This is a genomic window from Candidatus Endoriftia persephonae, assembly GCF_023733635.1.
GTDB classification, from domain to species: domain Bacteria; phylum Pseudomonadota; class Gammaproteobacteria; order Chromatiales; family Chromatiaceae; genus Endoriftia; species Endoriftia persephonae.
Genome location: NZ_CP090569.1, coordinates 2,481,428 through 2,498,395, shown reverse-complemented (window position 1 = coordinate 2,498,395; position 16,968 = coordinate 2,481,428). Strand labels below are relative to the sequence as shown.

At 60.0% G+C, this 16,968-nt stretch carries 15 protein-coding genes and 1 tRNA gene; 13 read left to right on the top strand and 3 right to left on the bottom strand.

Annotated features, from left to right (window positions below):
- Nucleotides 1-201 precede the first annotated feature (201 nt).
- The 7 genes from dnaJ (at nucleotide 202) to galU (ending at nucleotide 6,813) form a co-directional block, all read left to right on the top strand.
- Nucleotides 202-1,350, top strand: coding sequence for a molecular chaperone DnaJ (gene dnaJ / locus L0Y14_RS11230; RefSeq protein WP_006473933.1), 1,149 nt, complete (start codon nucleotides 202-204; stop codon nucleotides 1,348-1,350).
- Between the two features lie 145 nt (nucleotides 1,351-1,495).
- Nucleotides 1,496-2,299, top strand: coding sequence for a 4-hydroxy-tetrahydrodipicolinate reductase (dapB, locus tag L0Y14_RS11225; protein ID WP_040818756.1), 804 nt, complete (start codon nucleotides 1,496-1,498; stop codon nucleotides 2,297-2,299).
- Nucleotides 2,300-2,418: 119 nt separating this feature from the next.
- Nucleotides 2,419-3,348: a flagellar hook-length control protein FliK gene (locus L0Y14_RS11220; RefSeq protein WP_005965158.1), complete on the top strand. Its 930-nt coding sequence runs from the start codon at nucleotides 2,419-2,421 to the stop codon at nucleotides 3,346-3,348.
- A gap of 90 nt (nucleotides 3,349-3,438) precedes the next feature.
- Nucleotides 3,439-3,726 carry a LapA family protein gene (locus L0Y14_RS11215; protein WP_005965160.1) on the top strand — a complete coding sequence of 96 codons (288 nt, stop codon included), beginning with the start codon at nucleotides 3,439-3,441 and terminating at the stop codon, nucleotides 3,724-3,726.
- A gap of 177 nt (nucleotides 3,727-3,903) precedes the next feature.
- Nucleotides 3,904-5,067: a lipopolysaccharide assembly protein LapB gene (gene lapB / locus L0Y14_RS11210; RefSeq protein ID WP_006473930.1), complete on the top strand. Its 1,164-nt coding sequence runs from the start codon at nucleotides 3,904-3,906 to the stop codon at nucleotides 5,065-5,067.
- 37 nt (nucleotides 5,068-5,104) lie between these two features.
- Nucleotides 5,105-5,827, top strand: a complete 723-nt coding sequence (pyrF, locus tag L0Y14_RS11205) for an orotidine-5'-phosphate decarboxylase (RefSeq protein WP_006473929.1) — start codon at nucleotides 5,105-5,107, stop codon at nucleotides 5,825-5,827.
- A gap of 101 nt (nucleotides 5,828-5,928) precedes the next feature.
- Nucleotides 5,929-6,813, top strand: a complete 885-nt coding sequence (gene galU / locus L0Y14_RS11200; RefSeq protein WP_039960428.1) for a UTP--glucose-1-phosphate uridylyltransferase GalU — start codon at nucleotides 5,929-5,931, stop codon at nucleotides 6,811-6,813.
- A 117-nt stretch (nucleotides 6,814-6,930) separates the two neighbouring features.
- Here galU and L0Y14_RS11195 read toward each other — a convergent pair.
- Nucleotides 6,931-7,005 (bottom strand) — tRNA-Glu (locus L0Y14_RS11195).
- Between the two features lie 68 nt (nucleotides 7,006-7,073).
- On the opposite strand from L0Y14_RS11195, the gene pcnB reads away from it, so the two are divergent.
- From pcnB to panD, 5 genes are all read left to right on the top strand, one after another.
- On the top strand, nucleotides 7,074-8,390 hold the full coding sequence (pcnB, locus tag L0Y14_RS11190) for a polynucleotide adenylyltransferase PcnB (RefSeq protein WP_305790645.1): 1,317 nt from the start codon (nucleotides 7,074-7,076) through the stop codon (nucleotides 8,388-8,390).
- Nucleotides 8,383-8,880: a 2-amino-4-hydroxy-6-hydroxymethyldihydropteridine diphosphokinase gene (folK, locus tag L0Y14_RS11185; RefSeq protein ID WP_040818754.1), complete on the top strand. Its 498-nt coding sequence runs from the start codon at nucleotides 8,383-8,385 to the stop codon at nucleotides 8,878-8,880. Before pcnB ends, folK begins: the two co-directional genes overlap by 8 nt.
- Before the next feature lie 136 nt (nucleotides 8,881-9,016).
- Complete coding sequence (panB, locus tag L0Y14_RS11180; protein WP_006473926.1) at nucleotides 9,017-9,814, top strand: 3-methyl-2-oxobutanoate hydroxymethyltransferase; 798 nt, start codon at nucleotides 9,017-9,019, stop codon at nucleotides 9,812-9,814.
- 8 nt (nucleotides 9,815-9,822) lie between these two features.
- Nucleotides 9,823-10,686 carry a pantoate--beta-alanine ligase gene (gene panC, locus L0Y14_RS11175; RefSeq protein WP_240991580.1) on the top strand — a complete coding sequence of 288 codons (864 nt, stop codon included), beginning with the start codon at nucleotides 9,823-9,825 and terminating at the stop codon, nucleotides 10,684-10,686.
- A gap of 55 nt (nucleotides 10,687-10,741) precedes the next feature.
- Nucleotides 10,742-11,122, top strand: coding sequence for an aspartate 1-decarboxylase (panD, locus tag L0Y14_RS11170; RefSeq protein WP_005965177.1), 381 nt, complete (start codon nucleotides 10,742-10,744; stop codon nucleotides 11,120-11,122).
- Nucleotides 11,123-11,215: 93 nt separating this feature from the next.
- On the opposite strand, the gene glgA is transcribed toward panD, so the two are convergent.
- Nucleotides 11,216-12,703, bottom strand: a complete 1,488-nt coding sequence (gene glgA / locus L0Y14_RS11165) for a glycogen synthase GlgA (RefSeq protein WP_005965179.1) — start codon at nucleotides 12,701-12,703, stop codon at nucleotides 11,216-11,218.
- Between the two features lie 290 nt (nucleotides 12,704-12,993).
- Here glgA and pgi point away from each other — a divergent pair, with 290 nt between their 5' ends.
- The gene (gene pgi / locus L0Y14_RS11160) at nucleotides 12,994-14,655 is read left to right on the top strand and encodes a glucose-6-phosphate isomerase (protein ID WP_240991579.1); all 1,662 of its coding nucleotides are present in this window, start codon (nucleotides 12,994-12,996) and stop codon (nucleotides 14,653-14,655) included.
- Nucleotides 14,656-14,744: 89 nt separating this feature from the next.
- On the opposite strand, the gene glgB is transcribed toward pgi, so the two are convergent.
- Nucleotides 14,745-16,925 carry a 1,4-alpha-glucan branching protein GlgB gene (gene glgB, locus L0Y14_RS11155; RefSeq protein WP_006473924.1) on the bottom strand — a complete coding sequence of 727 codons (2,181 nt, stop codon included), beginning with the start codon at nucleotides 16,923-16,925 and terminating at the stop codon, nucleotides 14,745-14,747.
- Nucleotides 16,926-16,968: the final 43 nt, after the last annotated feature.

The window sequence follows — 16,968 nt, the reverse complement described above, 5'->3', positions numbered from 1 at the left end:
GGTTTTGATGTTTTAAGGACGCGGAGATCGCGGAGGAGCACAGAGTACGCAAAGAATTTCATTGTGATGTGAGTGTTTTCATATCGTGGGAAGGCACCCGACACAATGGAATGAATTAATTCTCTGCGATCTCTGCGATCTCTGCGCGCCTTTGCGCTCTCTGCGCCGAAAGAAATTTAGTCACAGCCAGGCTGACAGCACATGTCAAAACGCGACTACTATGAAGTACTGGGCGTCAATAAGAACGCCAGCGAGGCCGAGATCAAGAAGGCCTACCGACGGCTCGCCATGAAGTACCATCCCGACCGCAATACCGGTGACAAGGCGACGGACGCGGAGCAGAAGTTCAAGGAGGCCAAGGTGGCCTACGAGATCCTCTCCGATGCGCAGAAGCGCGCCGCCTACGACCAGTTTGGCCATGCGGGCGTTGATCCCTCTATGGGCGGTGGGCCCGGTTTTGGTGGTGGTAGCGCCAATTTCAGTGACATCTTCGGCGATGTCTTTGGCGACATCTTTGGCGGCGCCCGGGGCGGCGCGGGCGGTGGTCCGCGAGTGCAGCGCGGCGCCGACCTGCGCTACAACCTGAAGCTCACCCTGGAGGAGGCAGTTGCCGGTACCACGGTGAAGATTCGTGTGCCGACCTTCGTGCAGTGCGACAGTTGCGGCGGTTCCGGTGCTAAGAAGGGCAGCAGCCCGAAGACCTGCGATACGTGCGGTGGCCACGGGCAGGTGCGCATGCAGCAAGGCTTCTTCTCAGTGCAGCAGACCTGTCCGCGTTGCCACGGCAAGGGCAGCATCATCAGCGACCCCTGTGGCAGCTGCCATGGCCAAGGGCGGGTGCAGCAGCACAAGACCCTCTCGGTGAAGGTGCCGGCCGGTGTCGATACCGGCGATCGCATTCGTCTCTCCGGCGAGGGTGAGGCGGGGGAAAACGGCGGTCCGTCCGGCGATCTTTATGTGCAGGTGACGGTGAAGCCGCACAATATCTTCAGTCGTGAGGACAACACCCTGTTCTGTGAGGTGCCGATCAGCTTTGTCACCGCCGCGCTGGGTGGTGAGCTGGAGGTGCCGACTCTGGACGGTAAGGTGTTGCTGAAGATCCCGGCGGGCACCCAGACGGGTAAGATGTTCCGCATGCGTGGCAAGGGCGTGAAGCCGGTGCGCGGCGGTCCGGTGGGCGATCTTCTCTGTCGGGTGCTGGTGGAGACGCCGGTTCATCTCACCGATGAGCAGAAGGAGTTGCTGCGTAAACTCGAGACCTCGATGAAGAAGGGCGGCAGCCGCCATAGCCCGCAGTCGAGCAGCTGGCTCGATGGGGTGAAGAAGTTCTTTGAAGGCATGAAGTTCTGAGGCTGCCGCTCCATCAAGGCAGACAAAAACGCACAGACTTGAGTGATCAACACCATCTTCGTGAGCGTGCTGCCGCTTATGGTGAATCGTGATTTTAACTGTAGGGTCTCGTGCTCGAGGCTGGCAGAGTGATAGAGGCGAATTGATGAAACGTATAGCTGTTGTGGGTGCCGCAGGTCGGATGGGCCGGGCGCTGGTGCAGGCGGTCAGCGAGGCGGAAGGGCTTGTGCTGGGTGCCACCACGGAACACCCGGAGAGCGCTTTTATCGACATGGATGTGGGTGAGCTGGCGGGGATCGGCCGGCAGGATGTCCGTATCACAGCGTCACTGGATGAGGTACTTGGCGATTTTGATGTGTTGATCGACTTCACCTCACCCGCCGCCACGATGGCCCATCTGGAGCTTTGTCAGGCCAATCGCAAGGCGATGGTGATCGGCACCACCGGGCTGAGCGATACGGAAAAACAGCGGCTGCAGAAGGCGGCAGAGGAGATCGGCATCGTCTTCGCCCCCAACATGAGCGTTGGCGTGAACCTCTGTCTCAACTTGCTGAAGGTCGCCGCCCGGGTGATGGGAGAGGATGCCGATATCGAGATCATCGAGGCTCACCACCGTCACAAGGTGGACGCCCCCTCCGGCACTGCGCTGCGTATGGGCGAAGTGGTGGCTGAGGCGCTTGGGCGCGATCTCAAGGAGTGTGCGGTCTACGGCCGGGAAGGCCACACTGGTGCACGGGATGCCAAGACCATCGGCTTCGAGACCATCCGCGCCGGCGATGTGGTGGGTGAGCACTCGGTCTGGTTCGCCACTGAGGGTGAACGGGTCGAGATCGTACACAAGGCCTCCAGCCGCATGACCTTCGCCAAAGGGGCGGTCAGGGCGGCGGGCTGGATTGCAGTGCGGCAAGTCGGTCTGTTCGATATGCAGGATGTGCTCGAGCTGAAATAGCCCTCTGCGCTGTGCAGAGTCGTTCTGGCGCGATCACTTCTCCCGCTTAGCCTCGACAGGTTTGGTCCACTTCCTGCATTGCAGGAGGTGAACCCAGCACCCTAACTCGAGGCAAGATCATGAACCCACTCGCTACGCTGCCTACCGCATCCTCTGGCCCGGCCTCAGCCACTGCCGAGATTCACAGCGAAACTGCCACCCTGGAGGGGCCCGGGATGGAAGGGGCTAGCGAACTGGTGGTTGATGCTGAACAGGCATCCGATTTCATGAAGTTTCTTGAGTTCGCCGGGATGCAGCTTGCTGCTGCCCTCCCGGATGGCGCCGGTTTGCCGCATCTGCCTGCCACTGGCGGCAAGGCCTTGCCGCCAGTGGCAGGGGGACTGCCCAGAATGGAGCAGCTGTTGATGCCGGGAGCGACCGATATGGCGGCGCAGCAGCAGGTGCAGTTTGATCGCCTGCTGGATGGTGCAGGGCGATTGCAGATGACGTCTGCCCTGGCTGGTCAGGATGAGTCGGCCGCTGCTGTTGGCGAATCGCGGCTGGTCGATTCGCTGCTGAGTGGGGGGCTGGCGGGCGTCCAGTCAAATGCGTCTGCGACGCGTTCACTACCAGCGATGGGTCTGCGACTCGATATGCCAGTCGGACAGCCAGAGTGGAATCAGTCGCTGGGGGATCGTCTGCAATGGATGATCGGGCGTAACATCCAGCAGGCGGAGGTGCGCCTCAGTCCCCCCCACCTGGGGCCACTGGAGATTCGCGTGTCGCTGCACAACGATCAGGCCAGCGTTAGCTTTGTTGCGCAACATGCCGCCACCCGGGATGCGATCGAGGCGGCGCTACCACGGCTGCGGGAGATGCTGGGTGAGGCCAATATTAATCTGGCGGATGTGGACGTGGGGCAGCGCGATCCACGCACCTTCGATCATCAGCAGGAGAAGGGAGGGGGTGCCGAGGCGGATCAGGGGGGCGATGATCGGCAGGCGGCAAACGCCATGCCGCTGCAGCAGGTTCAACCTGTATCGCGGGGATTGGTGGATGAACATGTCTAAATGATCCAGATTAGCGCAACGCCTATTTCCAACCGGCAGACAATTACGAGAGAATAGCCCACTCAGTCCGGGAAACATTGGGGGCCCCAGGTGCGCATTATTAAACTGTTGCTGTTCCTTCTGCTGATGATCTTGGCGGCAGCGTTTGCTGCACTGAACGCCGACCCGGTGTTGCTTAACTTCTATTTTGGCGCCCGTGAGTTCCCGCTCTCGCTGGTGATGGTCGGCGCCTTGGGTATCGGTATGCTGCTGGGTATCCTCTCCGGGATGGGCGTGATCTTGGGCGTCAAGCGTGAGAACGCTCAGCTCAGGCGGCGTGAACGTGAGGCTATTGCGGAGGTGAAAAACCTCCGCTCGCTACCTTTGCAGGATCGCTAAGGAGCCTCTGAATGAATCTGGGCGAGCAGAATTGTGAGGCCAAGTTTTCTGATGCAAGGCGGAAATCGCAGCTAATAGCTGGTCTATTGCCTAGATTTCCAGCGCAGCAGCGGGGAATTTTGACCGCAAGGCTGCCGTTCATGATTCATTCAGAGGCTCCTTAAAGGAAAATCCCTCATGCTGGAGTTGTTGTTGTTACTCCTTCCGGTCGCTGCTGCGTCAGGCTGGTGGGCGGCGCGCCGAAGCGTATCGAAGCAGGAGCGCACAGCGGCTCGCGAATGGTCGCCGCAGTATCTCAAAGGCCTCAACTTTCTGCTCAACGAACAGCCGGATAAGGCGATCGACCTGCTGGTGAAGATGGTCGAGGTGGATAGCGAGACGGTGGAGACCCACCTCGCCCTGGGTAATCTGTTTCGCCGTCGCGGTGAGGTTGAGCGGGCGATACGCATTCATCAGAATCTGATTGCTCGTCCCAGCCTGCATGGGCAGCAGCGCGCCCAGGCGTTGCTGGAGCTGGGTCAGGACTATATGCGGGCCGGGCTCTTCGATCGCGCGGAGAACCTCTTCAGCGAGCTGGCCGAGAGTCGTTTCTACAAGCGCCAGGCGCTATCCAATCTGTTGGAGATCTTTCAGCAGGAGAAGGATTGGCAGCGTTGCCTGGAGACTGCCGAGCGACTCAAGGTGGCGGGCGAACGGGGGCTCTCCAGCCGCATTTCCCACTTTCATTGTGAGCTGGCGTTGCAGGCATTGGCCGAAAGCGACCCGGGGGTTGCGCTGGCGCAGCTGAAAAAGGCCGCCGCCCGAGACAGAAGCAACGTGCGGGTGACGCTGATCCGGGCTGATATTGCGATGCACGCCGGCGACTGTAAGGCAGTGATCAAGAGCTGCAAGCGAGTCGAGGGGCAGGAGCCGGCCTATCTGCCGGAGGTGCTGCCGATGTTGCAGAAGTGCTACCAGCGCTTGCCGCAGGGTGAGTCGCTGCTCGACTATCTGCAGGGGCTCTACAGCCGCCATGCCGGCAGCGAGCTGATGCTGATGCTAACCGATCTGATCCAGAACAGAGAGGGGGAGCAGGCGGCCGAGGCGTTTGTCCTTAAGCATCTGGCGGCCCATCCCGACCTCAAGGGGCTGGATAAGCTAGTCACCCTGAATCTGCGGCAGACGGGGGCGGTGGGTGAAACCCTGGCAACCCTGAAGCAGGCAGTAGAGCAGATGCTGGAGAGGCAGGCAGCCTACCAGTGTGAGCAGTGTGGATTCAGCGCTAAGAAGCTCCACTGGCAGTGTCCGAGTTGCATGAGCTGGGGTAGCATCAAGCCAGCCCAAAACGGCGGGGTCGCTTGAGCGGCCCTGAAGCATGTGGTTTGCGGGAGGAGCAGTGATGAGTGAGACAGGTTCGCGGGTGATTGTCGCCCTGGATTTTCCTGAGGAGCAGAAGGCGTTGCAGCTGGTGGATCAGCTGGAGCCCTCTCTGTGCCATCTTAAGGTCGGCAAGGAGATGTTCACCCGTCTGGGCCCCGGCTTTGTCGAGAGCCTTTCGGTGCGCGGGTTTGCGGTCTTTCTCGACCTCAAGTTCCACGATATTCCGAATACCGTAGCTGCGGCCTGTGATGCGGCAGCAGATCTGGGTGTCTGGATGATCAATCTGCATGCGTCGGGCGGACGTCGCATGATGGAGACGGCCAGGGAGCGTCTGGAACGCCATGCCCAGCGGCCGAAGTTGGTGGCGGTGACTATCCTGACCAGTCTTTCGAGGGAGGATATCGCCGAGGTCGGTTTCCACGGCACCCCGGCGGAAAATGTGTTCCGTCTGGCCCACCTGACAAAAAGCGCTGGGCTGGATGGCGTGGTCTGCTCGCCGCGAGAGGCCGGAGCAATCCGCGCTGCAGTGGGCGGCGACTTCCTGCTGGTGACGCCAGGAGTAAGACCAAAGGATGCGGCTGCCGATGATCAGCGACGGGTGATGACGCCGGGGGAGGCGATCGCTGCCGGTTCCAGCTATCTGGTGGTCGGACGACCGATTACCGCCGCGGCGGATCCGCTGGCGGTGCTGCGTCAGATCAATGCGGATGTAACCGAATCGACATTATTGGCTGACAAATAGTTGGATTGATTGACACCCCTGTGGGGCGATCATACTCTCAGGCGGGTTTCGGAGCGTCATCCGAACTATCTAAGAAAAGCACCAAACACCAAGGACTGAGGATGAGTAAAAAGATACGTAAAGCCGTCTTTCCTGCAGCCGGGATGGGAACCCGTTTCATACCCGCCACCAAAGCCAACCCCAAAGAGATGTTGCCTATTGTGGACAAACCGCTGATCCAGTATGCAGCGGAAGAGGCAGAAGAGGCCGGCGTGGACAACCTGGTCTTCATCATTGGGCGTCAGAAACGCGCGATCCCCGATCACTTTGATAAAAACTACGAGCTGGAGAGCGAGCTGGAAGCTGCTGGCAAACACAAACTGTTGAAGATCGTGCAGAATGTGTTGCCTTCGAATGTCTCATGTATCTATCTGCGACAGGCTGAGGCCCTCGGCCTGGGCCATGCTGTGCTCTGCGCCAAGCCGGTGGTGGGCGACGAACCCTTTGCGGTGACCCTGGCGGATGACCTGATCAAAGGTGATGGTGGTAAGGGGGCATTGGCGCAGATGGCGGAGGTCTACGAAAAGTACCAGTGCAGTGTGATCCTGGTGGAAGAGGTTCCGCCGGAGGAGACCAACAAGTACGGTATCGTCGAGATCGCGGAAGATGACGGCGAGACTGCGATCATTACCTCGATCGTGGAGAAGCCGAATCCGGAAGATGCACCCTCCAATCTGGCGGTGGTCGGGCGCTATATCCTGACCCCCCGTATCTTCGAATTGCTGGAGAAGACCAAGCGTGGCGCCGGCGGTGAGATCCAGCTGACCGATGCGATTGCGGAACTGCTGAAGTATGAGAAAGTGCGCGCCTATCGCGTCAAGGGCAAGCGCTATGACTGCGGCAGCAAAGAGGGGTACATGGAGGCGACCGTTGAATATGGCCTGGCACACTCTGAGATCGGCGCTGATTTTGCGGAGTATCTGAAGAAGATCGCCGCGGATCTTTGATTCGGAGCGGATGAGCGCCTGCAAGGGTCTGTGTTTATCACAGGCCCTTTTTTATTGCGTATGTGTCGCCTACTTTTTTTGCGTGTATGGTCCGCTTAGAGAGGAGGGGGGGGAAGATGGTACTCCCTAGGGGAATCGAACCCCTGTTACCGGCGTGAGAGGCCAGCGTCCTAACCGCTAGACGAAGGGAGCAACGTCGCGAGAAAGCCGGTATTATACTGACCTTGCTGCCAGGCACAATGGCCTGAGCACATTTTTTTATTCAATCACCAAGGACAGAGAAAATCGTTACACCAGTTGTTATTGCCCGGCCTGAGCACAACCTCTCTCGCTCCAACATCAGTGAAAACGCACTCAAGGTGCTCTATCGGCTGAAAAATGCCGGCTATCGGGCCTGCTTGGTGGGCGGAGGGGTGCGCGACCTGCTGTTGGGGCGCGAGCCAAAAGATTTCGATGTGGCCACCGATGCCCGCCCGGAGCAGGTGCGGCAAGTGTTTCGCAACTGCCGCCTGATCGGCCGCCGCTTCCGCCTCGCGCATGTCCATTTCGGCCGGGAGATCATCGAGGTCGCCACCTTCCGTAGTATGGGGGATGGTGAACAGCAGGATCAGCGCCAGGTGGAAAATGGCATGATCCTGCGCGATAACGTCTACGGCACCATCGACGAGGATGCGCAGCGCCGCGACTTCACCATCAACGCCCTCTACTACGATATCGAGGACTTCTCCGTGCTCGACTACGCAAACGGTATGCAGGACCTGCGCGAGGGCCGATTGCGGCTGCTCGGCGATCCTGAACAGCGTTATCGTGAGGATCCGGTGCGCATGTTGCGGGCGGTGCGTTTTGCCGGCAAGCTTGGATTCCTCATCGAGGAGCAGACAGAGGCCCCCATCGAACCTCTCAGCGGCCTGTTGCAGGAGGTGCCGTCAGCGCGCCTCTACGAAGAGGTGCTGAAGTTGTTTCTCGGTGGCTCGGCCCTCGAAACCTTCGAAAAGCTGCGCCATTACGGTCTCTTTAGTCGACTCTTTCCCGCCACCGAAGAGGCACTCTCCCACGAGGAGCATGACTTCCCCATCACCTTCGTCAATCGTGGGCTGAGCAATACCGACCAGCGTATCCGTGAGGAGAAGCCGGTCACTCCGGCGTTTCTGTTTGCAGTACTGCTGTGGGAACCGGTGCGGCGACTCGCCGGGCAGTATATGGAGGAGGGGCTGGCGGCGGTGCCGGCGCTGCAGGATGCGGGGCGTGAGGTATTGTCGGCACAAAATCAGTCGGTTTCGATCCCCAAGCGCTTCGGCTACCCGATGCGTGACATTTGGCAATTACAGCCGCGTTTCGAGAACCGCGCCGGTAAACGCCCCCAGCGTTTGATTACCCACCCCAAATTCCGTGCCGCCTACGACTTTCTGCTGCTGCGTGCCGAGGCGGGGGAGACAGACTCGGAGCTAGCCGCCTGGTGGACCGATTTCCAGAAAGAAAACGCGAGTCCACAACCCGAACCAACCGAGCAGAAACGACGCCGCCGGCGTCGGCGGCGGCGCAAACCGGACGGCGAGGACAAGCCAGTCGATGGCTGAGCCGGCCCCGCGCTCAGTCTACATCGCTCTCGGCAGCAACCTAGCCGACCCTGAGGCCCAGATCAGGTGCGCATTTGATGAGCTCGATAGACTGCCGGACAGTTCGCTGACAAGCCACTCATCCCTCTATCGCAGCCGTCCGTTGGGGCCGCCGGACCAACCCGACTACATCAACGCTGTCGCCCTGTTGCGGACAACGTTGTCACCGCAAGTGCTGCTGGATCAGACTCAGGCCATCGAAGCGGCGCACCAGCGCAGGCGGGATGGCGAGCGCTGGGGACCACGCACCCTCGATCTTGATCTGTTGCTCTATGCTGACCGGGTGGTGCAGACGGATCGATTACAGATCCCCCATCCTGAGATGACACAGCGTGCTTTTGTACTGCTGCCGCTGGCTGAGATTGCCCCAGCTGGGCTGGTAATCCCCGGAGCGGGATCATTGCAGGCGTTGCTTCAACGTATTTCCAGTGATGGTCTGCGGAAGCTCTGAGCGGGTTTCGGCAGGTGTAAACTGAATCCTGCGCGCGGCCGCTGTGGGCGGTGAATCGGGCTGAATCACTTGCTATTATTGACTCTCTTAATAGAATTGCTGCCAAGCAATTGTTGTTTTCAGGGGAAGCACGCCAGTGTCGTCGAACAAGATTACAGTGACGCGCCTGCGCGAGATGAAGCGCGATGGGCGCAAGATCAGCTGCCTGACCTGCTACGACGCCAGCTTCGCCCGGCTGATGGAGCAGGCCGGGATCGAACTGTTGCTGGTGGGGGATTCCCTGGGCATGGTGGTGCAGGGCCAGTCGACCACCCTGCCGGTCAGTCTTGACGAGATGGTCTACCATGCCCGCAACGTCGCCCGGGCTTGCCATAATCCGCTGCTGATCGTCGACCTGCCCTTCATGAGTTACGCCTCGCCGGAGCAGGCGCTGCGCAGTGCGGCGCGGCTGATGCAAGAGGGCGGCGCACAGATGGTCAAGCTGGAGGGCGGCGGGCCGGTGCTGGAGAGCGTGCGGCGCATGACGGAACAGGGTATTCCGGTTTGTGCTCACCTGGGATTGCTGCCGCAGTCGGTGCACAAGCTCGGTGGCTACCGAGTGCAGGGGCGTGATGATGCGGCCGCGGCGCGGATCTTGAAGGAGGCCTACGAGCTGCAGGAGGCAGGGGCCGATCTGCTGGTGCTGGAGTGTGTGCCAGCCAGCTTGGGGGCCGAGGTCAGCGCCACGGTCGAGATACCGGTGATCGGCATTGGCGCCGGCAGCAGCTGTGATGGTCAGGTACTGGTGGTCTATGACATGCTGGGCATGAATCCCAATCCGGCCAGTTTTGTGCGCGACTTCCTTGGCGGCGCTGGCAGTATCGAAGGTGCCTTTCAGGCCTATGTGGCGGCGGTACGCGATGGCAGTTTCCCCACGCTTGAGCAGGCCTTCTGAGGTTGGCGATGCAGCAGACAGCGAGTATCGAGGCGCTGCGCCAACGGGTGCGTGAGTGGCGAGCGGGCGGTGAGCGGGTCGCTTTTGTGCCTACCATGGGTAATCTGCATGCGGGCCATATGGCGTTAGTGGAGGCGGCCCAAAAGCGCGCTGAACGTTGTGTTGTCAGTATTTTCGTCAACCCGCTGCAGTTTGCTGCGGGTGAGGATCTGGAGAGCTACCCTCGCACCCTGGCGGCTGACTGGGAGAAGCTCGCGGCGGCTGGGGTCGATCTGTTGTTTTTGCCCAGCGTGGAGACCATCTATCCGGCAGGCCAGGCGGCGCAGACCCGCGTCGAGGTGCCATTGATCTCCGATATGCTGTGTGGCGCTAGTCGTCCCGGCCACTTCGCTGGTGTCGCAACGGTGGTCTGCAAGCTGTTCAATATGGTGCAGCCCGATCTGGCGCTGTTTGGTGAGAAAGACTTCCAGCAACTGATGGTGATCCGCCGCATGGTGGCGGATCTGGCGATGCCGCTGCAGATCGTTGGCGTGCCCACCAGTCGGGAGCCAGACGGGCTGGCGCGTAGTTCGCGCAATGGTTATCTGACTGAGGATGAGCGCAAACGTGCACCGGCACTCTATGCGGCCCTGCAGATGGTGGCTGAGGGTTTGAAGTCGGCCCAGCCAAACCCGGCGGAACTGCTGTCGAAGGCGAAAAAAAGCCTTGAATCGTCAGGTTTTCGCCCCGACTATGTTGAGATCCTTTCGGCCGATGACCTGCAGCCTGCGGCTCGCGGGACCTCTGAGTTGGTGGTACTGGCTGCCGCCTATCTGGGCAGGGCGCGGCTGATCGATAATCTGCGGGTCTCTTTGCCGCCATCCGGGGATTGATGGGCGGATCAAGATCGATAATAATTACCGGTTCAGTGAAACGGAGCCTCGATAGATGTTGTTGACTGTTCTCAAATGCAAACTGCACCGTGCCTGTGTCACCCATTCAGAGGTCGACTACGAGGGGTCCTGTGCGGTGGACAGCGATCTGCTCGATCTGGCAGGCATCCGCGAGTACGAACAGATCCAGATCTACAATGTGACCAATGGGCAGCGCTTTACCACCTACGCGATTCGTGCCGAGGCCGGCTCCCGCATCATCTCGGTGAATGGTGCGGCGGCGCACAAGGCGGATCCGGGCGATCGGGTCATCATCTGCGCCTATGCCGGGCTGAACGAGCAGGAGCTGGAGCAGTTCAAGCCGACCCTGGTCTATCTGAACGAGCAGAACCGGATCACGCGGACCGGCGATGCGATCCCAATTCAGGCGGCCTGATCCAGCTTCAGAGACGGTTTGAAATCAGACCCCGTAGCCTTGTTTAGCCTCGGGGTTTTTGTTGCCCGGGGGCAGAGGGGGCTGCAGACAATTTTAGCGCACCAATGTCTGACGATAGAGATCGACATAGTGGGCGGCGCTGTTCTCCCAGCTGAGATCCTGTTTCATGCCGCTGGTGGCGAGGATGCACCACTCCACCTCGCCGCGTTGGTAAAACTCGATGGCCCGCTCCACTGCCTGCCACAGGCTGGAACCGTTCGCCTGGTCGAAGACGAAGCCGTTGGCTGTGCCGTTGGCCAGGGTGGCGGGGCTGACGTCGACCACCGTGTCGGCCAGTCCGCCAGTGCGGCGTACGATCGGCACAGTGCCGTAGCGTAGGCTGTAGATCTGATTCAGGCCGCAGGGCTCGAAGCGGGAGGGCATTAGAAAACAGTCGCAGCCTGCCTCGATGCGATGCGCTAGCCCTTCGTCGTAACCGATCCTGACCCCTACCCGGCTGTGGTATTTATTGCTGATCTTCTTCAGCGCCTGTTCCAGATCCGGGTTGCCGCTGCCGAGAAACACCACCTGCGCGCCTGAGTCGATGATGCCAGGTAGTATCTGCAGGATCAGGTCGACACCTTTCTGTTCCACCAGTCGGCCGATATAGCCAAACAGCTGGATATGTTCGTCTTCGGGCAGGCCTAACTCCCGCTGCAGTGCCAGTTTGTTGAGACGCTTGTGGGTGAAATGGTCGGCGCTGAAGGGCTCTGCAATGGCTGGGTCATTTTCCGGATCCCAAGCGTGGTAGTCGATGCCGTTGAGAATGCCGCTGAAGTGGTGGCGGCGGTGCTGCAGCAGCCCCTCCAGCCCGTAACCGTACTCCGGGGTCTGGATCTCCTGGGAATAGGTGGGGCTGACGGTGGTGACTCGGTCGGCGTAGGCAATGCCACCCTTGATGAATGAGAGCTGCCAGTAAAACTCTAATCCTTCGGGGGACCAGAAGCTCTTCGGTAGTCCAAGCCGCTGGAATGTCTCTTGGTCGAACAGACCCTGGTAGGCTAGATTGTGGATGGTGAAGACGCTGGCAGGGCGATTGGTTTCGACCGAGAGCAGCGCCGGTACTAGACCTGCCTGCCAGTCGTGGGCATGCACCAGATCTGGTCGCCAGTTGCCGCCGGCCCGGTCGACGGCGATCTCAACCGCGGCGCGGCAGAACAGCGCAAAGCGGTCGGCATTGTCGGCCCAGGTATCGCCTGTCGGTGCGAGGTAGGGGTTGCCTTCGCGGTTGAAGAAGTGCGGTGCATCCACCAGATAGACCGGGATCTGATGCTCGCCGCAGTGCCCGTAGAGCAGATTGACCGGTTCGTTGTAGCCAAACAGTCGCAGTTGGCTGATGGTCTCGATCTGTTGCGTGTGGCGCAGCGCCTCCGGGAAGGCGGGTAGCACCAGACGGCAGTCATGTCCCAGGCTGCGCAGGGCAGCCGGCAGGCTGCCGGCGACATCGGCTAGACCGCCGGTTTTGATCAGTGGCACCGCCTCACTGACAACAAATAGGATGTTGAGGGGGGGGGCGGTGTTCTGTTTGGTTACTTCAGCCATCGGTCTCGATATATCGCCACGGGCGTGGATTCTGCTTCAGTTTCCCTGTTGCTGGAATTCTAAATCAAAGCAATGCAGGGATGACAGCAAAAAACCTCGATTATTTTCCTCTGGTTGCTTGAATAGCTGGAGGCTTCTTCTTTACCATTTGTGAACAACTAAAATCGTTGGAGAATTTCTGGTTTATCTCCCGCATCACAGGCTGTGCTGCCACTGAAATGATCAGCGCTCCGCTGGCGGATGCCACACCAGAATCCGTAGTAGACTCACAACAAGCAATAATCCGGATCATGACTGAAACAAATCACACCGAGGAGTGGGCTGCTCTGCAGGAGCATTGGGAAGAGATTGCACCGATTCAGATGCGGGATCTGTTTGCCGAACACCCGGAGCGTTCCGAGCAGTTTTTGTTGCGCAGCTGCGGGATCCTGCTCGATTACTCGAAAAACCGCATTACGCCCAAGAGCATGCAATTGTTACTCGATCTGGCGCGACGGGTCGATGTGGACGGCTGGCGCCGACGCATGTTTTCAGGTGACCGCCTGAATAACACCGAAGACCGGGCAGTGTTGCATGTGGCGCTGCGTAATCGCAGCAACAGGCCGATCTGGGCCGATGGCGAGGATGTGATGCCACAGGTCAATGCGGTGTTGGAGAAGATGGAGGTCTTCTCCGAATCGGTCCGTTCGGGGAGCTGGAAAGGCTTCACCGGGCGCGAAATCACCGATGTGGTGAACATCGGTATCGGTGGCTCCAATCTCGGGCCGCTGATGGTGTGTGAGGCGCTGAAGCACTATCAGCGCCCCGACCTGCGTGTCCATTTTGTCTCCAATGTGGATGCGACGCACCTGATCGAGACGCTGAAGTGGCTCGACCCGGAGACCACCCTGTTCATCGTTGCTTCCAAGACCTTCACCACCCAGGAGACCCTAACCAACGCCTTTACCGCCCGCAGCTGGCTGCTCGAATCGCTGGCTGATGAGCGGGCGGTGGCCAGTCACTTTGTGGCGGTCTCGACCAATGCCGCGAAGGTTGCCGAGTTTGGTATCGATACCGCAAATATGTTCGAGTTCTGGGACTGGGTGGGTGGCCGTTACTCACTCTGGTCGGCGATCGGGCTGCCGATCGCCATCGCCATCGGCATGCAGCGCTTCTATGAGCTGCTCGATGGCGCCCACGAGATGGACGAACACTTCTTGAATGCCGATCTGTCGGAGAATATGCCGGTGGTGATGGCGCTGCTTGGGGTCTGGTACAACGACTTCGCCAAGGCCAGAACCCAGGCGATTCTTCCCTATGATCAGTATTTGCGCTATCTGCCTGACTATCTGCAGCAGGCTGATATGGAGAGCAACGGCAAGCGGGTCACCCGCTTTGGTCGGCCGGTGGGTTACCCCACCGGGGCGGTAGTCTGGGGTACTGCCGGCACCGATGGTCAACACGCCTTCTATCAGCTGATCCACCAGGGCACGCAGATGATCCCCTGTGACTTCATCGCTCCGGTCAACAGCCATAATGAGTCGGGTGATCACCACCAGAAGCTGATCGCCAACTGCTTGGCACAGACAGAGGCGCTGATGCGTGGCAAGACCCGCAGCGAGGTACGCGAGGAGCTTGAGGCAAGCGGTATGGAGGCAGAACAGATCGTCGATCTGCTGCCGCACAAGATCTTTCCCGGCAACCGGCCCAGCAACACCCTGCTGATCGACAAGATCACGCCGCAGCGGCTGGGTTCGCTGGTCGCCCTCTATGAGCACAAGATCTTTGTGCAGGGGGTGATTTGGCGGGTCAACTCCTTTGACCAGTGGGGCGTGGAACTGGGCAAACAGCTGGCCGGGGTGATCCTCAACGAGCTGCTGGATGAGGGTGTCAATGCCGAGCACGATAGCTCCACCCGTGGCCTGGTCGACTATTTCCGGCGCCACCGCCCACGCAGCCGCAAGTCTGATTAGATCTTGCGAAGGGGGTGGCGGCGCCTCGCCGCGAGAGCCCTGACCAAGCGCTGCGCAGGCGTGGTGTCTACGATTCGTTCAAAGGCTTCTTAACCTTCCGGCTTCAGCACAATGGCCCCGAGCGGTGGCAGCCGCAGCACTGTGGAGTGGGGCTGGTTCATCCAGGGTAGTTGTTCCGCCTGAATCTGCCCGTCGTTGCCGAGGTTGCTGCCGGCGTAGAATTTGGAGTCTGAATTGAGGATCTCGCGGTAGCTGCCGGCTTGCGGCAGGCCGATGCGGTAGTTCTCCCGTGGCACCGGGGTGAAGTTGAGGATCACCACGAGCTGGCTGCCATCCGTGCCCTTGCGCAGATAGCTGAGTACCGACTGGGAGCTGTCGTGGCAGTCGATCCACTCAAATCCGCTCGACTCGAAGTCGAGTTGATGTAGCGCAGGCTGTTCCCGGTAGAGTCGGTTGAGATCGCCCACCAGCTGACGCAGCCCGCCGTGGAAGTGGGTGTCGGTGAGCACCCAGTCGAGACTGCTGGCCTCATTCCATTCGTTGATCTGGCCGAACTCGTTGCCCATGAAGAGCAGCTTCTTACCGGGGTAGGTGAACATGTAGGTGTAGAGCTGGCGCAGGCTGGCAAAGCGACGCCACTCATCCCCCGGCATCTTGTTGATCATCGAGCCCTTGCCGTGCACCACCTCGTCGTGGGAGAAGGGCAGCATGAAGTTCTCGGTGAAGCTGTAGAGCAGGCCGAAGGTGAGCAGGTCGTGGTGGTAGTGGCGGTAGACCGGATCCTTCGACATGTAGGAGAGGCTGTCGTGCATCCAGCCCATGTTCCACTTCATGCTGAAGCCGAGCCCACCGAGCCAGGTAGGGCGTGACACTTGCGGCCAGGCGGTGGATTCTTCGGCGATCATCAGGCTGCCGGGGTGGAGTTCATGGGTGACACTGTTGAGTTCGTGCAGGAAATCGACTGCCTCCAGGTTCTCCCGGCCGCCATGTTTGTTGGGGATCCAGTCGCCTGCTTCGCGTGAGTAGTCGAGGTAGAGCATGGAGGCCACCGCATCGACTCGCAGCCCGTCGATGTGGAACTCTTCCAGCCAGTAGACGGCGCTGGAGATGAGGAAGTTGCGTACCTCGTTGCGGCCAAAATTAAAGATCAGGGTGCCCCAGTCCTGATGCTCACCCTGACGTGGGTCTTCATGCTCGTAGAGCGCCGAACCGTCGAAGCGCGCCAGTGCGTGACGATCCCGCGGGAAGTGGGCTGGCACCCAGTCGAGGATCACGCCAATGCCGTGCTGGTGCAGATGGTCGACGAAGTAGCGGAAGTCGTCGGGGCTGCCGAAGCGGCTGGTGGGGGCGAAGTAGCCGGTGGTCTGGTAGCCCCAGGAGGCATCCAGCGGGTGCTCGGTGATCGGCAGCAGCTCGATGTGGGTGAAGCCAGTCTGTTGAACGTAGTCGCAGAGGCGATGGGCCAGCTCCCGATAGTTGAGGAAATCGCCGTTTTCATCGCGCTGCCAGGAGCCGAGATGGACCTCATAGACCGACATCGGCTGGTGTTGCCAGTCGAAGCTGCGGCGTGATTCCAGCCAGCCCTGGTCCTGCCACTGATAGGTTTCAGCGCAGATGATGCCTGCGCTCTCCGGTCGCAGCTGGAAGGCGTTGCCGTAGGGGTCGCTGCGCAGGCTGATCTCTCCGGAGTGGGTGCGGATCTCGAACTTGTAGAAGTGGCCACTGCCGATGCCGGGGATGAACAGCTCCCAGATACCAGTGCTGCCGCGTACCCGCATCGAATGGGTGCGCCCGTCCCACTGGTTGAAGTCGCCGACCACCGAGACCCGTTGCGCGATGGGGGCCCAGACGGAGAAGAGCACGCCGTCGATGCCGTCCGCCTGCCACGGATGGGCGCCCAGGAAGCGGTAGGCGTGGCGGTGGCGTCCCTCGCCGAACAGATGCAGGTCGAAGTCCGGCAGCTGTGGGGTAAAGCAGTAGGGGTCGTATTGCTGATGGCGTGCGCCCTGTTCATCGAACCATTCGAGCTGGTAGCGTTCGGGGAGTTTGGTGGCCTTGAATTTGCCGCGAAACAGGTCGGTGCCTTCGATTCTTTCCAGGGGCTCATCAATGTCACTCAGGGTCACCTTCCTGGCGCGAGGCAGAAACACGGTGACCTCGACTTTTTTGCCTGTGAGATGTCGCCCAAGCACCTCAAAAGGGTCGTGGTGACGCGCCTCGATAATACGTTGCAGGGGTTCAGCAACAGTGGCCTTGATCACTTGTGTCATGGAAGAAATTCCGCCTTTTCCGGTACGCTTGAAAGGGTGCATG

Excerpts from the sequence above, each read along its gene's own strand:
- glgA (WP_005965179.1), bottom strand. The coding sequence starts at position 12,703 with ATGGCTGAAGTAACCAAACAGAACACCGCCCCCCCCCTCAACATCCTA.
- dapB (WP_040818756.1), top strand. The coding sequence starts at position 1,496 with ATGAAACGTATAGCTGTTGTGGGTGCCGCAGGTCGGATGGGCCGGGCG.
- panD (WP_005965177.1), top strand. The coding sequence starts at position 10,742 with ATGTTGTTGACTGTTCTCAAATGCAAACTGCACCGTGCCTGTGTCACC.
- dnaJ (WP_006473933.1), top strand. The coding sequence starts at position 202 with ATGTCAAAACGCGACTACTATGAAGTACTGGGCGTCAATAAGAACGCC.
- lapB (WP_006473930.1), top strand. The coding sequence starts at position 3,904 with ATGCTGGAGTTGTTGTTGTTACTCCTTCCGGTCGCTGCTGCGTCAGGC.
- galU (WP_039960428.1), top strand. The coding sequence starts at position 5,929 with ATGAGTAAAAAGATACGTAAAGCCGTCTTTCCTGCAGCCGGGATGGGA.
- panC (WP_240991580.1), top strand. The coding sequence starts at position 9,823 with ATGCAGCAGACAGCGAGTATCGAGGCGCTGCGCCAACGGGTGCGTGAG.
- glgB (WP_006473924.1), bottom strand. The coding sequence starts at position 16,925 with ATGACACAAGTGATCAAGGCCACTGTTGCTGAACCCCTGCAACGTATT.
- folK (WP_040818754.1), top strand. The coding sequence starts at position 8,383 with ATGGCTGAGCCGGCCCCGCGCTCAGTCTACATCGCTCTCGGCAGCAAC.
- pyrF (WP_006473929.1), top strand. The coding sequence starts at position 5,105 with ATGAGTGAGACAGGTTCGCGGGTGATTGTCGCCCTGGATTTTCCTGAG.
- L0Y14_RS11220 (WP_005965158.1), top strand. The coding sequence starts at position 2,419 with ATGAACCCACTCGCTACGCTGCCTACCGCATCCTCTGGCCCGGCCTCA.
- pgi (WP_240991579.1), top strand. The coding sequence starts at position 12,994 with ATGACTGAAACAAATCACACCGAGGAGTGGGCTGCTCTGCAGGAGCAT.